Here is a 17,937-nt window from a genome sequence, read left to right as displayed (position 1 = left end):
TCTCCTTGTAAAAAGGCGGAGCTACTTTTTCACTCCGCCTTGTCAACTAAATAAGATTACCCACAATTGAACGGGTATCCAATCGTACTTCTGTTAATTTAACTTTAACAGCCTGTCCAATTTGATAAGCTTTTTCGCCTTTAATATAAAGCGCTAATTCTTCCGCTCTAAATTCAATTTCATCTTTGTTTGAATGGATAGTCGAAAATGGCACGAAGATCTGAGCACCATTTGCAATCACTTTCGCACGTAATCCGCCACGAGAAACATCTGCAATTTCACACTCAAATTCGACCGCTTGCTCAACCATTGGTTGTAAATAACGGGCATACAACCAATCAGCAATATCGCGCTCAACTAAACGATTTTGACGACGCGCTTCTTGTAAACGCGCTAATACGCTCTCTTCTACCGCCTGAATTGGCTGATTCAATAACACTTGTTTGATTAAACGATGGTTAACCATATCTCCATATTTACGAATTGGAGATGTCCAAGTCGCATAATGGCTAATTCCTAAACCAAAATGCGGTGCAACTTCAGCTTTAAACTCAGCAAAAGTCAAATAACGACGTAAGCGTAATTCCAAATAATTTTCAGGGAAAGACTCAATATCATGACGCATATCGCAATAGCCTTCTAATGTTGCTAAACGTTCAGGGCTATATCGTTGCGTTAGTTCAGCGATATTTTCTTCTGTGCCTAATGTACTCAATAAGAAAGCTCTCACCGCTTCATAATTTTTCGGGTCAAAACCAGAATGGGTATTGAATATACCGGTTTTAGCGTGTTCTGCTAAGAATCTCGCACAGCAAATATTGGCAATAATCATCGACTCTTCAATAATTTGGTTAGCAATACGACGATATTCGACATGGATATCTTTTACTTCGCCATCTTCAGCTAACTCAAATTTATAATCGCCCGATTCTTTAAATAATAAGGCATTTTTTGCACGCCATTGAATACGTGCTTGAGTAAATTGATGCAACCAATCAATTTGTTGTTTAACTTCATCCGATTCTGGCTGCCACGCATTCTCTATGCCTTCTAAATAGTCCGAAACGTTGTCATAAGCTAATTTAGCTTTGGATTCCACCCATGCGGAAGTAAAGGTCGCGTCTTGCGTTAAATTCCCTTCTAAATCCGTCGTAATATAAGCCACTAATGCTGGGCGTTTTTCATTTGGCACCAAAGAACAAAGATCATCAGATAATTCGCGCGGTAACATTGGAATGTTAAAGCCCGGCAAATAGTTGGTAAAACAACGCTGGCGTGCAGCTTTTTCAATGTTTGAATTTAATGGAATATACGCCGTTGGATCTGCAATTGCCACCACTAAACGCCAACCTATTTGGGTTTCTGCTTGCATTAGGGGCTCAATATAGAGTGCATCATCCATATCCTGTGTGCTTGGGCTATCGATAGTCGTGAAATAGAGTGAAGAAAGATCTTCTCTATCCAACTCATCATGCAAAGTATAATTCGGTTCATTGCTCACCGGTTCACGAGGTTGTTCATGTCGAGCTAATGTTACCCACCAAGGTGCAAAATTATCATCCGCTTTACAGATAAATTGCGTTACTTGCGCGAAGAAAAAACGATCATCACGTAACGGATGCGTTTTTAATTGTGCGACCACCCAATCGCCACTTTCTAATTTTTCAGTCACCTTTTTATGCGTATTAGCACTAATATTTTGTTTAATGCTTGGATGATCTACGGCTAATTGTAATTTTCCATCTTTATTAAAGCGAACTTGCGCAACAAAACGATCTAGCATAGGTTCTAGCAATGAATCAATTTCTACCGATTCTTTATCGCCATCACGCTTAACCACTGCTTTAACCATATCGCCATGCATTACTTTTTTCATTTCCACTGGCGGAATGAAATAAGCTTTTTTCTCACATTCTAAAAAACCAAATGCTTTATCAGAAGCTTTTACACGGCCTTCTACATATTCTTTACTGGCTTCAATTTGTTGCTTTAACTGCGCTAATAGGGGGTTATTTTGAAACATATCTTCTCTTATATAAAAACATCGGCACTGGATGCGCCGATAAAACGAAGGGATTATAGCGAATTTTCTGATACTTACCAAAAAATAAAGCGGTAAGATTTGCAAAATAAATGCAAAATCTTACCGCTTGTTATACGCTAATAATTACGCTGCTTTCTGATCTTCAGCAATACTTACTGCTGCCGTAAACAACACGTCAGTTGATGAGTTTAATGCAGTTTCTGCAGAGTCTTGAATCACACCGATAATGAAGCCTACACCAATTACTTGTGCTGCCACATCATTTGGAATGTTAAATAAGCTACATGCTAAAGGAATTAACAATAATGAACCGCCAGCAACACCTGATGCACCGCAAGCACAAATAGATGCTACAACGCTTAATAATAATGCTGTTGAGAAATCTGGCACGATACCTTGTGTATAAGCTGCAGCTAAAGTTAAAACACTTACTGTAATTGCAGCACCAGCCATGTTGATGTTTGCGCCAAGCGGAATTGCTAATGAGTAAATTTCTTCACGTAAACCTAAACGTTTTGATAATCCCATATTTACTGGAATATTTGCCGCAGAACTACGCGTAAAGAATGCAGTTACACCACTTTCACGTAAGCAAATGAAAGTTAGTGGGAATGGATTTTTGCGAATTTTGAGATATACAAGTAATGGATTTAAGATAAATGCAACAATCGCCATCGCACCTAATAATACGCCTAATAAACGTGCATAACCACGAAATGCTTCAAAACCACTGATTGCGAAAGTTTCTGCTACTAAACCGAAAATCCCGATTGGTGCTAACGCGATCGCAAATTTCACTACGCCTGAAACAGCTTCAGAAAAATCAGCTAAGAAAGTTTTAGTTGAAGGTGAAGCATGGCGTAAAGTAAGACCTAAACCAATTGCCCAAACTAAAATGCCGATAAAATTACCATTCGCTAAAGCTTGTAATGGGTTATCGACTAAGTTAAATGTGACTGATTTAATCACTTCACCAATACCCTCTGGTGGTGCAATATTTTCAGCTGCGGCAACCAATTTTAACTTGGTTGGGAAGATAAAGCTTAATATGACCGCAGTTAACGCAGCAACAAAGGTACCAACAAGATATAACACTAAAATCGGTTTGATTTTACTGTCAGAACCCACCTCTTTATTCGCAATGGTGGATAAAACAATGCAGAAAATCAAAATTGGTGCGATTGCACGCAATGATTTTACGAAAAATTGACCTAAAACGCCCACTGCCTTTGCCCATTCTGGGTTCAAGCGTGCCAATGCAAGCCCTAGCACTAACCCGATTGCAATGCGCAATACCAAATTACCGCCAAGTAATTTTGATGTAAATGAAGTACTCATAAAATGTTCACTTTTATATAACAACTAAAAGATAGCGGTTTAGCCGTCTATCCACCTAAAAATTTGAGAGCTTGAGATTAGCTTAAAAATAGATTATATGGAATAGCCAAGCGGTCATTTTTGCTATTTTTTTTGCAAAAATTTACAAAACAGTTCAATTTTTATGGTGTCTATTGAAAATTTTTTTAGCCCAACTGCTCCCTTTAGGCTAGAATAAGGCAATATTTTATTGCAGGATAATTTTATGAAACCAGAAAACAAAGCAACCCTTGCACGCGTTTTTCGTGCTGCAGGTTACTCCATGAAAGGGCTTAAAGCAGCCTATTTACATGAAGCAGCCTTTCGTCAAGAAGTTTGGATGGCTTGTGTACTTATTCCTATCGGTCTTTATTTAGGCAATACCGGCGTTGAAAAAACACTACTTGCCGGCTCCGTTTTGCTTATTCTTGTGGCTGAGTTGCTAAACAGTGCAGTGGAATCGGTCGTGGATCGTATCGGTTCTGAATTCCACGAACTTTCTGGTCGAGCTAAGGATATCGGATCTGCAGCTGTTTTTATGGCGATGGTTCTTGCCGGAATGACTTGGCTATTAGTGCTATTTTTTGCATAACGCCGATATTCTCATTTCTTCGTTACTCACTATATAAGGAAAATCATGAAATTCTCAAAAACGCTTATCTCAGTTGCATTACTTTCTGCAACATCAGCTATGGCATACGAACAAGGTAAAACCTATTCTTTTACTGTATTGCACAGCAATGATATTCACGGTCACTTTTGGCATAATAACAAAGGTGAATTTGGTTTAGCTCCGCAAAAAACGATGATCGATGCCATTAAAAAAGAGGTCAGCGAAAAAGGCGGTTCTGTGATTTTATTAAACGCAGGTGACTTAAACACTGGCGTGCCTGAATCCGATATGCAAAATGCTCGCCCTGATGTTGAGGGGTTAAATGCAATCGGTTATGAAGCAATGACATTAGGTAACCATGAGTTTGATTCTCCACTTCAAATTCTTACCATGCAAGAACAATGGGCCAAATTCCCATTCTTATCAGCAAACGTAATCAACAAACGGACAAACCAACCTTTAGTTAAACCTTATATTTTATTAGATAAAGGTGGTTTGAAAGTGGTCGTTGTTGGTTTAACAACTGAAGATACTGCAAAATTAGGTAACCCAGATGTAACAGGAAACGTGGAATTTAAAGATCCAACTAAAACTGCTCAAGAAGTCTTAAAAACGCTTAACGATAGCAAAGAAAAACCAGATGTGCGTATTGCATTAACACATATGGGTTGGTATCTAGATGGTAAACACGGTACCAATGCACCTGGCGATGTTTCTATGGCTCGTGCATTACCAGCAGGTGCATTTGATATGATTATCGGTGGTCATACGCATGATACAGTTTGTTTTGATGAACAAGGTAAATTTATCGAAAAATACATTCCAGGCTCGGCTTGTAAACCAGATTTCCAAAACGGAACTTGGATTATGCAAGCGGGTGAATGGGGTAAATATTTAGGTCGTGCAGATTTCGAATTTAAAGATGGCAAAACTACATTAGTAAAATATGAGTTAATTCCAATTAACTTGAAAAAAACCATTAAGAAAGAGGATGGTTCAAAAGAATATGAACTCTATCAACCAGAAATTAAAGCTGACGAAGCGCTATATGCTGAGTTGAAAAAATACCAAGATGAAGGTGACAAAACCCTTGGTATCAAAGTTGGTGAAGTAAAAGGCGGAACTTTTGATGGTCGTCGTGAAACAGTTCGTTTCCATCAAAGCAACTTAGGTCGTTTAATTGCAGATTCTCAACGTACACGCGTGAAAGCTGATATTGGGATTATGAATGGTGGTGGTATCCGTACTTCAATTCCTGAAGGTGATGTAACTTATCGTTCAATTCTTTCAGTTCAACCTTTCGGTAATATGATCTCTACTATTGAGTTAAAAGGCCAAGAATTAGTGGATTTCTTAACAACGGTTGCATTAAAAGAAACTGATACTGGTGGCTATCCACAATTTGCCAATATCTCTATGGTAGTTGATCGTCAAGCTAAAACTATCTCTGATGTGAAAGTTGGCGGTACTCCGTTAGATATGAACAAATCTTACAAAATCTCTATTCCTGATTACTTAACTGCGGGTGGTGATGGTTATCCAATTATGAAAACTCACCCAACTTATGTAAATACAGGCTTTATTGATGCGGAAATGTTGAAAAAATACTTTGAAGAGAAGAAAGTATTAAACGCAACAGATTACGATCCAAAAGATGACATCATCTTCAAATAATAAAAATAGGGGCTCTGAATAGAGCCCCTAAACGTTAGTTTACATATTTAAATTCAAGGACTGATTTCATTCAGTCCTTTTATTTTTCCGATAAACCTATTAAGCCTCAGATTTATTAGTTAAAGCAATATATAGGCAAACTGCAAAACCAGCTATTAAAACATAAGGTGTGAAGGTTACAACACCTGTAGGAGAGGCTGCAAAACCGAAGTTATGCGCAACCGCAGCACCAAGTACCATACCTAATACAAATAGTGCTGAATCATTATTTCCTTCACCTATATTCACTAATTGTTTACCTGGACAACCACCACCTAATGCAAAACAAAGCCCACAAAGCGCCATAGAAAGAAAGTTATAGAGATAATCGTTATGCGCGATAGGTTGTTTTTCAAAGCCTAAATGGAATTGACCTAATAAGGCATTGGTTATTGCCGCAAAAACGATCAATGCAATCACACCATTTAATAAATGCGCATCACGGAAGAGGATAAAGTTTCGGAATGCCCCAATTGTGCAAAAACGCGATTTTTGCATCAGCACACCGAGAAGTAATCCACCAGCAAGTGACATCCAAATTGCCGCATGTTGTGCACCTGGGCCTTTTTCAGAGGTGTAAATTGCTAGGTTTTCACCAAATTTAAATTGAGTTAAGGCTAAAACAAGCAAAATCACGGTAAAAATTGGACCAATTAAACCTGAAGATTGGCTTTGTTCCTTAGACTTACCTAATGAGAATCCTCGATTAGCGAAGAAAATGCCGCCTAATACACCGACAAATAATCCTACGATACCCGCTATTGCCGTAAGATCACCACCACCTAATCGCAAATAAGCCCGCCATGGACAACCTAGGAAAATGAGTGCTCCAGCATAGCAAAAAAACCCAAACTAATTCTAGCAAGTGGTGCTGAGCCACCACGTGGATTAAATTCTTTAGATAAGAAAGCGCTAGCTAATGCACCTAACACTAATCCTATGAGTTCTGGGCGAAGATATTGTAATGGCGATGCATGATGTAAGCCTAGCGATCCTGCCGTATCGCGTAAGAAACAAGCCGCACAAAATCCCATATTTCCGGGATTGCCATTATAAGTAAGTAGTGGCGCAACGATACCAAGTGCAGCACCTGCAACCACAGGCCAAGTTAAAATTTTCATAAAAAGACCCTTGTGATATCTGAAATTAAATTGAATTGTATGTTTTTAATACTAAAAACGAGACTATTGTAGAAGAGCTTAAAAATAAAGAAAGGCGATTCTTTTGAAATTGTGAGCAGGATCAAAAATTTTCTGACTTATTGAAAGAATAATTGATTATATTTAGTTATAAAAAAACTGCACCTAGTCAGTTAATGATTTAGTCTAACTTTTAAGGTACAGTCTATTTCTTATATTTTTGAATTAAACGTGTGATTGGTTATCTGGTAGTGTTCCTTCGATTTCTTCAACCAAATCACCATCTTTAAACATCACATAACCGCCATTTTTCATCTTTTGCCATTTTTCATTTTTGGTTAATGGCTGCGTTGCGATAATCGTTACCTTATCATTTGGAGTGGTATATTGGCTAAAATCGATTTCCACATCATCATCACGCAATGCTTTGCTAAATGGAGCTTTACGTCTAACATAATATAAACGGGTTGAACAACGAGCAATCATCCAATGCCCATTTGATAAAATAAAATTAAATACACCGGCTTCTGCAATTTGAGAGGTAATCTCTACTACTGCATCAAAAATTTCTTTATCTGATGGTTTAGCTGGATATTTTTCTTTTAATTTTGAAAGCAAACAGCAAAATGCAGCTTCAGAATCTGTGGTACCAATTGGCTGATAGTGACAATCTGGACAAGGTTTAACACCTTCTACCGTGCCATTATGGGCAAAAACCCAGTTTTCTCCCCACAGCTCACGAATAAAAGGATGAGTATTTTCTAAATTAACATCGCCTCGTGTCGCCTTACGGATATGAGAGATAACGTTATAAGCTTTAATTTTATATTGGCTGACTAAATCTGCCATAGGTGAGGATGCACCAGGGCGATTATCTCGAAAAATACGGACGCCTTTTCCTTCAAAAAAAGCAATTCCAAAACCATCTGTATGCTGATCGCAAATACCAGCGCGCCGTCGGAAACCTTCAAAAGAGAAAGTAATATCAGTTGGCGTGTTACAATTCATTCCAAGTAATTGACACATAATTTTCTTCTTAAAATAATAGGGTTATTTTTTATTATTTTCGGAGAATCCCTTCCCGAATTCAATAGGCAAATCCGAATAATTTTATAGCCGATTGTAATAGTTCAATGCTTTTTGATCTAAATCTAAAGCCAAGCTGCGCTAATTTCGGTTTCGGCGTGTTAGTCCAAGTAAAAATAAAATTCCTGCGCATAACACCACAGAAGGACCGGCTGGTGTGTTTTTCCACCAAGAAAGAGATAAGCCACCTGAAATGGCTAAAATAGTAAATAAAATAGCATATCCCACCATTTTTTCAGGTGTTCTAGCAAATAAACGAGCTGTTGCAGAAGGAATAATCAATAAAGAGGTAATAATAAGTGCGCCAACAAATTTCATGCTTAATGCAATAGTTAATGCTGTCAAAGTCATCAATAAAAGGCGAAGGCGTGCAACATTTAATCCTTCAATTTGAGCAAGTTCAGGGCTAATCGTAATTGAGAGTAGTTTCTGCCAAAACAATTTGACTACAATAGCAATCACGAAAACGCCAATGCCAATGAAAATGACATCTTGATAATCAATGGCTAACAAATCGCCAAATAAATATGACATCAGATCAACCCGAACATTATCAAGCAAACTGATAGTAATAACGCCCAAAGAGAGACTAACATGAGCAATAATACCAAGCACAGTATCAATCGAATAATTCGTTTTATGCTCCAACCATACTAATGCTAAAGCCAGCAATATAGTCATCACAATTACAGCAATATAAGGATCAACTTCAAGAAAGATGCCTAAAGCAACGCCTAATAATGCGGAATGAGAGAGTGTATCTCCAAAATAGGCCATTTTTCGCCAAACGACAAAAGCACCTAATGGCGCAGTTATAAAGGCGAGGAGTAATCCCGCAAGCCAAGCGGGAAGTAAAATATCAAACATAGATTTCTCTGCAAACTCATTTATGATTTATAGCGTTTTTGTTCGCTCTGTTCATCTTGCGCTTTTAGCCAAGCCATTTTTTCCTTAATTTGTTTTTCCATTCCTCGTTCACTTGGTATGTAAAACACTGTTTCAGATAATTCAGGTGGAAAATAATTTTCGCCAGCAGCATAAGCATTCGGTTCATTGTGCGCATAACGATACTCTTCACCATATCCTAAAGATTTCATTAACGCAGTTGGTGCATTTCGTAAGTGCTCAGGCACATCATAATCAGCTGTTTCTTTGACTAATTTTTTTGCTTGATTAAAAGCCGTATAAACCGCATTGCTTTTTGGTGCTACCGCCAAATAAATAACCGCTTGTGCTATTGCCCGCTCGCCTTCATAAGCACCAACCCGAGTGTAACAATCCCAAGCAGCCAATGCAATTTGCATTGCTCGAGGATCTGCATTCCCCACATCTTCACTAGCAATCGCTAGCAAGCGTCTTGCAACATAAAGTGGATCACCTCCTGCTGCAAGAATGCGAGTAAACCAATATAAAGCGCCATCTGGTGAAGAACCTCGAATAGATTTGTGTAACGCAGAAATAAGATCGTAATAGCGGTCACCGCCCTTATCAAATCGAGCTTGACGCTCGCCTAATATTTCCGTTAACAATGTTTTATTTAATAGCTTTCCTTTTGAAGTACTTTGCGCCATATCAGCCATAAGTTCTAAACAGCTTAGTGCATAACGCGCATCACCATTTACATAATCACTGAGAAGCGATAACACATCATCTTCCAATACAAAGGATTCTGAACCTAATCCTCGGGTTTTATCTGCTAACGCATTTTGCAAAATTTTTAAAATTTCGACCGCTTGCAAAGGCTTGAGAATATAAGTTCTCGCACGTGAAAGTAGCGCGTTATTTAATTCAAAGGAAGGATTTTCAGTAGTTGCGCCAATAAAAATAATTGTGCCATTTTCGATATATGGTAAAAAGGCATCTTGCTGGCTTTTATTAAAACGATGTACTTCATCAACAAATAATAAGGTTCGTCGTCCTGCTTGTTGATTGATTTTAGCGCGTTCAATTGCCTCTCGAATCTCTTTTACGCCGCTAGTTACAGCCGAAAGCCGTTCAACTTCAGCATTAAAATGCCCCGCAATAATCTCAGCCAACGTTGTCTTACCGGTTCCCGGAGGCCCCCAAAGAATCATTGAATGTGCATGCCCTGCAAGAATTGCACGATAAAGTGGTTTTCCTTCAGACAATAAATGGCTTTGCCCTATATACTCTGCCAACGTGTGCGGACGCATTCTGGCAGCTAATGGGCGATAATCCTCGGAAAAATCAAAAGAAAGGCTACTTATCATTTTAATGTAATCGTAATTGATGTCTTACTTGGCGCATCAATAAAAAAACCCATGGCCAAAGGATACCACTAATTATTGCACCCACGATTTGTTGGTTATTAAACTCTGCATTATTTAATACCATTTCGATAAAGAAAATCATGAAACGAATAAAAATAACATATAGCATCACTAATAAGCTTTGTAACCAAAGCGATAAATTACGCAATATTTGGTGGTTCTTAGTGATGATATAAATGGCAATAGACAATACTAATGCATGAATCCCTAAAATCGAACCCACTACAAGATCCCAAATAATACCAACAACAAATGCTGTACCTACGCTAACTTTATCTGGTAACGCTAACGCCCAATAAAGCAAAACTAATACTACCCATGTTGGGCGATATCCCTGAAAATCATTAGGCCATGGCATAATTTCTAGCACAAATGCCACAATGAAAATAAAGGCTAAGATAAAAATCTGAAAAAAAGTTTGTCTCATTACTACTCTGCTCCCACATCAGTGTGATGATTTTCATCACTATCTTTTTCCGGTAAAGCTGCTGGGTTTTCTGCAGACTCATCATTCGGTTCAGTAACATTTTCTTTACTATTTTCTTCTGTTACTTCTTCCTTTTTCTGTGCTAAGGAGCGCAATCGTTCAATCGGATTTGTACTATTTCTACGTTCTTCAACGACATCTCGCACCTGCTGTGGGGATAAACTTTTTTGTTTACGTAATTCTTCTGTTGTTGGCCATAGCAATAATAGGTAACGTAAACGGTCTAACGAAGCTAGTGGTTTAGCGACAATACGCGCAAACTGGCTTTTGGTGTCGTTTGCCACAGATTCTACAATCGCAACCGGATATCCTTCAGGGAAACGTCCGCCTAACCCTGAGGTTACTAATACATCTCCTTTAACAATATCAACTGAACGAGGCAAATTATCAATAATTAACTCATCATTATGACCTGTACCATTGGCAATACCTCGTACGTCATTCCGTAATACTTGTACTGGAATTGCATGAGTAATATCTGTAATCAACAATACTCGACTGCTTTTTTCTCCTACTGAGATAACTTGTCCAACTACACCACGCTCATCAATAATAGCTTGTCCAACATAAGCGCCTGTGTCCTGCCCTTGATTGATAATCACCTGTTGACGATAGCTATCCATCTCTGCCGTTAACACCTCTGCAATCTTTTTATATTCGTCTTGACGCAAAGGAGAACTTAATAGCAAGCGTAATCGTTGATTTTCAACTTTAAGGTGATCTAATAAAAGTAAATCGGCATTTTTTTCACGCAACTGCTCTTTTAAAACTTTATTTTCTAATTGAAGCTTATTGTTATCAATAAAGTTATTACTGACCCCATCTAATACTGAACGAGGCGTGTTGGCAAAGTAATACAATCCGCTAACAGCCGTTTCAAGCATATTACGAAAATGAATCAACGCAGAACTTCTTCCATCAAAAGCAATCAACGCAATAGAAAAGCAGATAGCTAAGAAAAGTCGAACGCCAGGAGAAGGGGCTTTAGCAAAAATAGGCTTCATTGTTTCTTTAGAATGAATTAAAAGAATAGAACTAGAAAAAGGTAATGGATAATGGCAAAACCATTATCCATTCAGTATTTATTAGATTAGATGCCGAAATTATTCATCTGGACTAAATACATCTCCACCATGCATGTCAATCATATCTAATGCTTGACCACCACCCCTTGCAACACAAGTTAATGGTTCATCTGCAACAATTACTGGTACACCTGTGGCTTCTGAAAGTAAAATATCTAAATTTTGTAATAAAGCACCGCCGCCAGTTAACACCATACCACGTTCAAAAATATCTGCAGCCAATTCTGGAGGACATTGTTCTAGCACAGATTTTACTGCGCCAACAATGCCATCTAATGGCTGCTCAATCGCTTCTAATACATGTCTTGAATTTAATTCAAATGTACGCGGTGCACCTTCTGCAAGATTATGTCCATGTACATCCATAGTTTTAACTTCGTCTTCATCGCGAATCGTTGCTAATGCAATTTCTTTTTTGATACGTTCAGCAGTTGCTTCACCAATTGCTGAACCAAAATGACGACGAACATACGCAACAATTGCATCATCTAATTTATCACCGCCAATACGCACTGAAGTTGAGTAAACAATACCATTTAATGATAACACTGCAACTTCTGTTGTACCACCACCGATATCAATCACCATTGAACCTGTTGCTTCATGTACTGGTAAACCAGCACCAATCGCTGCAGCCATAGGTTCTTCAATAAGGTAAACCTCACGCGCACCTGCTCCCATTGCAGATTCTTTAATTGCGCGACGTTCAACTTGCGTTGCACCAGCTGGCACACAAATTAACACGCGTGGGCTTGGGCGCATAAAGTTATTAGTATGAACTTGCTTAATAAAGTGTTGTAACATTTTTTCCGTTACGAAGAAATCCGCAATCACACCATCTTTCATTGGACGGATTGCAGTAATGCTTCTTGGGGTACGGCCTAACATTAATTTAGCGTTTGTTCCAACCGCCGCAATGCTTTTTGATAAACCAATTCTATCTTGACGGACAGCCACTACAGATGGCTCATCAAGTACGATGCCTTGTCCTTTTACATAAACTAGCGTATTTGCTGTACCGAGATCGATTGAAAGATCGTTAGAAAACAATCCTAAAAATTTTTTAAACATATTGAATATCCGTCAATTAACTAATTTGCTCATGCATTTGCATGAATAATGATGTGAAAAAATTGCGTATAAATATATCAAAAAAACCCACTCTACTTCAATGACTAATTTAATTTAGCCAAAGTTTTTCAACCATTTAACTTTAAACAAAACAAAACGCCACTCATTGAGTGGCGTTTTTCATAGCAAGTTGCAATTAACCTTTGTAGTTATAAACGTGAGCAACTAAATCTAATACTTTGTGAGAGTAACCGGTTTCGTTATCGTACCAAGAAACTAATTTCACGAAAGTATCTGTTAATGCGATACCTGCTGCAGCATCAAATACAGAAGTTTCAGTTGCACCGTTGAAGTCAGTTGAAACTACTGCATCTTCGGTATAACCTAAAACGCCTTTCATTTCATTTTCTGAAGCACGTTTGATTTCTGCACAAATTTCTTCATATGAAGCTGGTTTTTCTAAATTTACAGTTAAGTCAACTACTGACACGTTTGGTGTAGGTACACGGAATGCCATACCAGTTAATTTACCGTTTAATGCTGGTAATACTTTACCTACTGCTTTCGCTGCACCTGTTGAAGATGGAATGATGTTTTGTGATGCACCACGACCACCACGCCAGTCTTTTGCAGATGGACCATCAACAGTTTTTTGTGTTGCAGTTGTTGCGTGAACAGTTGTCATTAAACCATCTTTGATACCGAATTTATTGTGAATTACTTTCGCTAATGGCGCTAAACAGTTTGTAGTACAAGAAGCGTTAGAAACGATATCTTGACCAGCATATTTATCAAAGTTAACACCATTTACAAACATAGGTGTAGCGTCTTTAGATGGACCAGTTAAAACTACTTTTTTCGCACCTGCAGTAATGTGTTTACGAGCAGTTTCGTCTGTTAAGAATAAACCAGTTGCTTCAACAGCGATATCAACATCGATTTCGTTCCATTTTAAGTTAGCAGGATCACGCTCAGCAGTTACGCGGATTGTTTTACCGTTTACCACTAAGTTACCATCTTTAACTTCAACAGTACCGTCGAAACGACCATGAGTTGAGTCATATTTTAACATGTAAGCCATGTAATCAACATCGATTAAGTCGTTGATACCTACAACTTCGATATCATCACGAAGTTGAGCTGCGCGGAATACGATACGACCGATACGACCAAAGCCGTTAATACCAATTTTAATAGCCATAGATTTTTTCACCTATATTAAAGTTAAACAAAATTGTTCTTTACTTGAAAGACTATCTCTGTAAAGATGCTTACATTATAGCATATGTTTTTATGCAGCAAACACGCCTAAAGAACGTAATCACTATATCAGATTCTATTTTTATGATCCATGTCAAATTTGATAAAAATAACGCTTTTTAGGTAAAAAACATCTCTGCTTTTCGGAACTTTTTAGCTATCTTTTAAGTAAAATTTTAGAGGATAAAATGATTAAAGATATTGATGAACTTACGGAAGAACAAGTTGAAATTCTCATTAACCACGGCACGGAAATGCCATTTACGGGTAAATTTTTAGAAGAAAACCGTGTGGGAACTTATCGTTGCGCACGTTGCCATTCCGCACTATTCCGTTCTGATACAAAATTTGATGCAGGATGCGGCTGGCCAAGTTTTTATGAAGCCGTTTCAGATGAAGCACTACGTTATCTAGACGACTACTCTTTAGGTCGTCATCGAGTTGAAATTCGTTGTAGTAATTGTGACTCTCATCTTGGTCATGTTTTTCACGATGGCCCTCCTCCAACTGGCTTACGTTTTTGTTTAAACTCCGTCGCACTGAATTTTAAATGGGACGAAACTGGCGAAGAATTTGATGGTTAATGCAAAACAGGCGCTGATTTAGCGCCTGTTCGATTTTATCGACTTGCTGAGATTTTAGCTAAAGCTTGCTTTACTTCATCAATCACATAATGCCAATCTTCAATCATCGCACGCCAGCGAATAGATTCCATATTCGGATACCACAAATTCTCTCGCTGGTAGCTTCCCCAACGCCAATCAACAACATAAGAAAGCATCAACAATGTTGGCTTATTCAATGCGCCAGCCACATGTGCCACTGATGTATCTACCGTCACAATACAATCTAACAGGCTAATTGCCGCAGCAGTATCCGCCATATCATGTAAATCAGCGGATAAATCCGTCACTTGATAACGTGCTAATAAATCTTTTTCAGCCTCATTTTGTTCTTTTTGCAAACAATAGAAATCAACATTATCGCTATTAAATAATTTCTCTATCGGCCCCAAATCATGAATAGAACGATTAGCATCATTTTCATGCGACGGATCACCTCGCCATACCACGCCTACTTTCAAGCGGTCATTTTTAATAATTTTTTTGCAAAACAGTGGTTGTTTCTCTGGTATTGCAGATAGATAAGGTATTCTTTTCGGCTGAAGCTGAAAAGGCATTGTCACATGAGCTAAAATTGCATGAGGATAAACCCAATAGTCGAAATGCGTTAGTTCGGCATTAGCATTCTCGCGAATAATGACTTCATCAATATCTGGATGCGTTTGTAATAATGAAATTATTGGCTTTTGTGCCACTAATGTAATTTTTTTAGTGCCTTGCAATTTCAGCATATGCGCTAGTTGAGCAAACATAATCTCATCGCCCAAACCAAACTCACTCCAAATGACCAAATGTTTATTAGCTAAAGACTCTCCTTTCCAGCGCTTTTCTTTAAGCCATTCATCTTTTGGTGGAAATGGGCTGCGACGTTCAGGAAATAGTTCTTCAACAAGCTCAAAAAGCTTCTCACGTGCTTTAAACCCTTCTTGATAATTACCAGCTAATAAAATACTACATACATTGAAAAGATGAGCAGAAATATTTATCTTATAACGTAAATAACGCTGAAAAACCGTTTCTTCTTGATTGGTAACTCCTGCTTTTTGCAAGGTTTGCACCTTTGCTAAAAAAGCAGCTGGAGAATCTGGATCCAATAGTGCCATATTTTCTAAGGATTCTAGCGCACTCATTAAATCATTTCGCAATAGAGCATTATTAAAATCAACATAAATATCAATATAGCTCTTACCTAAACGTTTGGTGTCTTTAAAATAAAGCCAAACATTCACATTAGTATTTTCTTGATAGCTAACAACTTGACTAAATGGTTGATGTAATGCCAAAGGTGAAATACCCGCTTTCGATTTTAAAGCTAAAATCCCCTCTTCTTTCAGCACGCGTAACCAACAAAAGAAGGTGTCTTCGTCATAACTTAGACCTTCATCATCTACAAAAAGCGCATCATAAGCGTTCTGTTGAATCGCAGGTAAACTCTGCTTCTGCCCCATTTTTTCACTGTAATACTCAAACTCAAATTGGGCTTTCCAATCTGGAAGAAAATTATCCATAAAAGCTTCATTTGCAATAACCAAAGCCTTCTTCATATTGCCTTACCTATATTCCATTATAGTCAATTTATTCTAGCATTGAGGGGCTAGAACCCCAAACAACAAAATAGCCCCAACCTAAATCGGAGCTAATTTATTCATGAAAACAAAATCATATGTTTTACATTATTTTTTCTTTGTTGGTCGCTGCCAACCTTGAATATGTTTTTGTGCAACACGTGTAATCACTAATTCGCCTTCAGCCACATTTTTAGTAATGGTTGAACCCGCACCAATGGTCGCACCATTAGCAATCTCAACTGGTGCAACTAATTGGCTATCTGAGCCAACAAACACATCATCGCCAATAATAGTTTTGAATTTATTTGCGCCATCGTAGTTACAAGTAATCACACCCGCACCAATGTTCACATTGCTACCAACTTCAGCGTCACCAACATAAGTTAAGTGATTCACTTTAGAGCCTTTACCTACTTGTGCGTTTTTAATCTCAACAAAGTTACCGACATGCGCACCTTCAGCTAATTGAGTGCCAGGACGTAAGCGAGAGAAAGGACCAATTGCAGATTTTTCACCAATCACTGCATCTTCTAACACAGAATATGGTTTGATTTCTACATTATCACCTACGGTCACATTTTTTAAGACGCAACCCGCACCAATTTTAACATTGTTACCTAGCTTAACATCTCCTTCTAAGATTACGTTAACGTCAATAGACACATCTTTTCCATGTTCAACGGTACCACGTACATCAAAACGACTTGGATCGATTAAAGTTACGCCAGCAAGCAATAATTTTTCCGCTTGTTTTTTCTGATAGAAACGCTCAAGTGCCGCTAGTTGAAGACGGTTATTTGCCCCTTCAACTTCCATAAATTCATCAGCTTGCACCGCTTGTACTTGGAATCCATCTTCATTTGCCATCGCAATCACATCTGTAATGTAATACTCGCCTTGCGCATTATTGTTATTGAGATTGCCTAACCATTTTTTGAAGCTTGCACCGCTAGCTACCATAACGCCAGTATTGACTTCTTGGATTTTTAACTGTTCAGCCGAAGCATCTTTTTGTTCAACAATCGCAACCACCGAGCCATTTTCACGGATAATACGACCATAACCCGTTGGGTTGTCTAACTTAACCGTTAATAGTGCAATACCATTTTCTGGTTTTTGCGCAATAAGACGCTCAAGCGTCGATTGCTGAATTAACGGTGCATCACCATAAAGCATCACAATATTTTCATCATCTGCAAAAAATGGCGCTGCTTGTTGCATCGCATGACCTGTGCCTAATTGTTCTGCTTGGAAAACCCAATTAACTGGCTCATCCGCTAATCTTTCTTTTAATAAATCAGCGCCATGGCCATAAATTAAATTGATTTGGCGTGCATTAAGGTGTTTTACCGTATCAATAACATGTTTTACCATAGGTTTGCCCGCAATTGGATGTAAGACTTTTGGTAAGTCTGAATACATACGCGTGCCTTTTCCTGCTGCTAGAATTACCACACTTAAAGGTTTGGTCATTTGAATATCCTTGTTTGAAAATAATTAAAAGAGTCGACTTGCTGTAATGAAAATCAGCAAGCTGATGCGTGCATAATCATCAAAATATGCCTATTTTAACAGAAATTGACAATAGAAAAAGCGGTTAG

14 protein-coding genes and 1 pseudogene are annotated in these 17,937 nt (G+C 38.2%); 3 read left to right on the top strand and 12 right to left on the bottom strand.

Going from position 1 to position 17,937, the window contains the following annotated elements; translation table 11 throughout:
• Window positions 1–46: 46 nt before the first annotated feature.
• Together HMPREF1128_RS03405 and sstT are read right to left on the bottom strand one after the other, a co-directional pair.
• Window positions 47–2,023, bottom strand: a complete 1,977-nt coding sequence (locus tag HMPREF1128_RS03405; protein WP_007525447.1) for an exoribonuclease II — start codon at window positions 2,021–2,023, stop codon at window positions 47–49.
• 144 nt (window positions 2,024–2,167) lie between these two features.
• Window positions 2,168–3,382, bottom strand: coding sequence for a serine/threonine transporter SstT (gene sstT, locus HMPREF1128_RS03400; RefSeq protein ID WP_007524602.1), 1,215 nt, complete (start codon window positions 3,380–3,382; stop codon window positions 2,168–2,170).
• A 244-nt stretch (window positions 3,383–3,626) separates the two neighbouring features.
• Here sstT and HMPREF1128_RS03395 point away from each other — a divergent pair, with 244 nt between their 5' ends.
• Complete coding sequence (locus tag HMPREF1128_RS03395) at window positions 3,627–3,992, top strand: diacylglycerol kinase (RefSeq protein WP_007525465.1); 366 nt, start codon at window positions 3,627–3,629, stop codon at window positions 3,990–3,992.
• A gap of 45 nt (window positions 3,993–4,037) precedes the next feature.
• Window positions 4,038–5,687: a bifunctional UDP-sugar hydrolase/5'-nucleotidase UshA gene (gene ushA / locus HMPREF1128_RS03390; protein ID WP_007525337.1), complete on the top strand. Its 1,650-nt coding sequence runs from the start codon at window positions 4,038–4,040 to the stop codon at window positions 5,685–5,687.
• Window positions 5,688–5,786: 99 nt separating this feature from the next.
• Here the strand turns inward: ushA and yedE are convergent.
• From yedE to gap, 8 genes and pseudogenes are all read right to left on the bottom strand, one after another.
• Window positions 5,787–6,847 (bottom strand): annotated as a pseudogene (gene yedE / locus HMPREF1128_RS03385) (YedE family putative selenium transporter).
• A 243-nt stretch (window positions 6,848–7,090) separates the two neighbouring features.
• Entirely contained in the window at window positions 7,091–7,891 is an 801-nt protein-coding gene (locus tag HMPREF1128_RS03380; protein WP_007524100.1) for a class II glutamine amidotransferase, read from the bottom strand.
• A 141-nt stretch (window positions 7,892–8,032) separates the two neighbouring features.
• Window positions 8,033–8,818, bottom strand: a complete 786-nt coding sequence (gene znuB / locus HMPREF1128_RS03375; protein WP_007524645.1) for a zinc ABC transporter permease subunit ZnuB — start codon at window positions 8,816–8,818, stop codon at window positions 8,033–8,035.
• A gap of 20 nt (window positions 8,819–8,838) precedes the next feature.
• Entirely contained in the window at window positions 8,839–10,179 is a 1,341-nt protein-coding gene (locus HMPREF1128_RS03370; RefSeq protein ID WP_035530230.1) for a replication-associated recombination protein A, read from the bottom strand.
• A 4-nt stretch (window positions 10,180–10,183) separates the two neighbouring features.
• On the bottom strand, window positions 10,184–10,669 hold the full coding sequence (mreD, locus tag HMPREF1128_RS03365) for a rod shape-determining protein MreD (protein WP_007525498.1): 486 nt from the start codon (window positions 10,667–10,669) through the stop codon (window positions 10,184–10,186).
• 2 nt (window positions 10,670–10,671) lie between these two features.
• Window positions 10,672–11,733 (bottom strand): rod shape-determining protein MreC, encoded by a 1,062-nt coding sequence (gene mreC / locus HMPREF1128_RS03360; RefSeq protein ID WP_007524673.1) that lies wholly within the window; start codon window positions 11,731–11,733, stop codon window positions 10,672–10,674.
• A gap of 99 nt (window positions 11,734–11,832) precedes the next feature.
• Window positions 11,833–12,885, bottom strand: a complete 1,053-nt coding sequence (locus HMPREF1128_RS03355; RefSeq protein WP_007524330.1) for a rod shape-determining protein — start codon at window positions 12,883–12,885, stop codon at window positions 11,833–11,835.
• A 196-nt stretch (window positions 12,886–13,081) separates the two neighbouring features.
• Complete coding sequence (gene gap / locus HMPREF1128_RS03350) at window positions 13,082–14,086, bottom strand: type I glyceraldehyde-3-phosphate dehydrogenase (protein WP_007524544.1); 1,005 nt, start codon at window positions 14,084–14,086, stop codon at window positions 13,082–13,084.
• 247 nt (window positions 14,087–14,333) lie between these two features.
• Here gap and msrB point away from each other — a divergent pair, with 247 nt between their 5' ends.
• A complete protein-coding gene (gene msrB / locus HMPREF1128_RS03345) occupies window positions 14,334–14,729 on the top strand; it encodes a peptide-methionine (R)-S-oxide reductase MsrB (protein ID WP_007524291.1) in 396 nt (131 codons plus the stop codon).
• Window positions 14,730–14,764: 35 nt separating this feature from the next.
• Here msrB and HMPREF1128_RS03340 read toward each other — a convergent pair whose 3' ends face one another.
• A complete protein-coding gene (locus HMPREF1128_RS03340; protein ID WP_231287862.1) occupies window positions 14,765–16,276 on the bottom strand; it encodes a glycosyltransferase family 9 protein in 1,512 nt (503 codons plus the stop codon).
• A gap of 165 nt (window positions 16,277–16,441) precedes the next feature.
• Window positions 16,442–17,809 (bottom strand): bifunctional UDP-N-acetylglucosamine diphosphorylase/glucosamine-1-phosphate N-acetyltransferase GlmU, encoded by a 1,368-nt coding sequence (glmU, locus tag HMPREF1128_RS03335; protein WP_007524110.1) that lies wholly within the window; start codon window positions 17,807–17,809, stop codon window positions 16,442–16,444.
• Window positions 17,810–17,937: the final 128 nt, after the last annotated feature.

Source organism: Haemophilus sputorum HK 2154, from assembly GCF_000287615.1.
GTDB classification, from domain to species: domain Bacteria; phylum Pseudomonadota; class Gammaproteobacteria; order Enterobacterales; family Pasteurellaceae; genus Haemophilus_A; species Haemophilus_A sputorum.
Note: the sequence above shows the minus strand (reverse complement) of the source record. Positions and strands in the feature narration are given on the sequence as shown.

Bases quoted from the DNA above. Each gene is read 5' to 3' on its own strand.
- HMPREF1128_RS03405 (WP_007525447.1), bottom strand. From the start codon at position 2,023: ATGTTTCAAAATAACCCCCTATTAGCGCAGTTAAAGCAACAAATTGAA.
- sstT (WP_007524602.1), bottom strand. From the start codon at position 3,382: ATGAGTACTTCATTTACATCAAAATTACTTGGCGGTAATTTGGTATTG.
- HMPREF1128_RS03395 (WP_007525465.1), top strand. From the start codon at position 3,627: ATGAAACCAGAAAACAAAGCAACCCTTGCACGCGTTTTTCGTGCTGCA.
- ushA (WP_007525337.1), top strand. From the start codon at position 4,038: ATGAAATTCTCAAAAACGCTTATCTCAGTTGCATTACTTTCTGCAACA.
- HMPREF1128_RS03380 (WP_007524100.1), bottom strand. From the start codon at position 7,891: ATGTGTCAATTACTTGGAATGAATTGTAACACGCCAACTGATATTACT.
- znuB (WP_007524645.1), bottom strand. From the start codon at position 8,818: ATGTTTGATATTTTACTTCCCGCTTGGCTTGCGGGATTACTCCTCGCC.
- mreD (WP_007525498.1), bottom strand. From the start codon at position 10,669: ATGAGACAAACTTTTTTTCAGATTTTTATCTTAGCCTTTATTTTCATT.
- mreC (WP_007524673.1), bottom strand. From the start codon at position 11,733: ATGAAGCCTATTTTTGCTAAAGCCCCTTCTCCTGGCGTTCGACTTTTC.
- HMPREF1128_RS03355 (WP_007524330.1), bottom strand. From the start codon at position 12,885: ATGTTTAAAAAATTTTTAGGATTGTTTTCTAACGATCTTTCAATCGAT.
- gap (WP_007524544.1), bottom strand. From the start codon at position 14,086: ATGGCTATTAAAATTGGTATTAACGGCTTTGGTCGTATCGGTCGTATC.
- msrB (WP_007524291.1), top strand. From the start codon at position 14,334: ATGATTAAAGATATTGATGAACTTACGGAAGAACAAGTTGAAATTCTC.
- HMPREF1128_RS03340 (WP_231287862.1), bottom strand. From the start codon at position 16,276: ATGGATAATTTTCTTCCAGATTGGAAAGCCCAATTTGAGTTTGAGTAT.
- glmU (WP_007524110.1), bottom strand. From the start codon at position 17,809: ATGACCAAACCTTTAAGTGTGGTAATTCTAGCAGCAGGAAAAGGCACG.